Below are 545 nucleotides of genomic sequence, written 5' to 3'. Positions count from 1 at the left end.
CCACCGTCTGCCATTCGCTGTAGGCGTGCTCGTCGCCGTCGATGGCGTGGAAATCGACAGCGTTAACGCCGACTTCCTGCCTCCAGTTCGCGTACTCCTCGGCCGCCGTGCCCGTGTACCCGATGATGCAGCCGCCCAGAATGGGCGTGCCCACGAACTCGGTGACCGATTTGGGCACCCACACGTACTTGAGGCTGCCGCAGCCGTTCAGGAACGTGGGAGGAATCTGGGTAACGCCTTCCTCGATGTACACGGTCTCAAGGCTGTCACAGCCGTAGAACTGCGCGTTGCCGCCGCCCCATTCGGAGCCTGCGGGGATGGTCACTGAGACGAGGCTGTCACAGTCGATGAACACGTCCGAGCCCCACGTCACGTTCTCGGGCAGCTCGATTTCCGCGAAGCCCGCTCCGCCGAACGCCACGTTCTCCACGCGCTCCAAGCCCTCGTTCAGGCGCACCTCGGTGAGAGAGGGATTGTCGGCGAACGCGCTCACGCCGATTGTCCTTACCGTCGAGGACATGGTCGCCTTCTGCAGGCTGCCATAG

General features: G+C 63.7%; 1 protein-coding gene. It reads right to left on the bottom strand.

The annotated features are described in order from the left end of the window. A partial coding sequence (locus tag DMP07_RS08670) for a leucine-rich repeat domain-containing protein (protein ID WP_244594968.1) occupies positions 1-493 on the bottom strand: 493 nt, incomplete at its 3' end. Between the last annotated feature and the right edge of the window lie 52 nt (positions 494-545).

It is taken from the genome of Slackia faecicanis (assembly GCF_003725295.1).
Classification (GTDB): Bacteria; Actinomycetota; Coriobacteriia; order Coriobacteriales; family Eggerthellaceae; genus Slackia; species Slackia faecicanis.
Note: the sequence above shows the minus strand (reverse complement) of the source record. Positions and strands in the feature narration are given on the sequence as shown.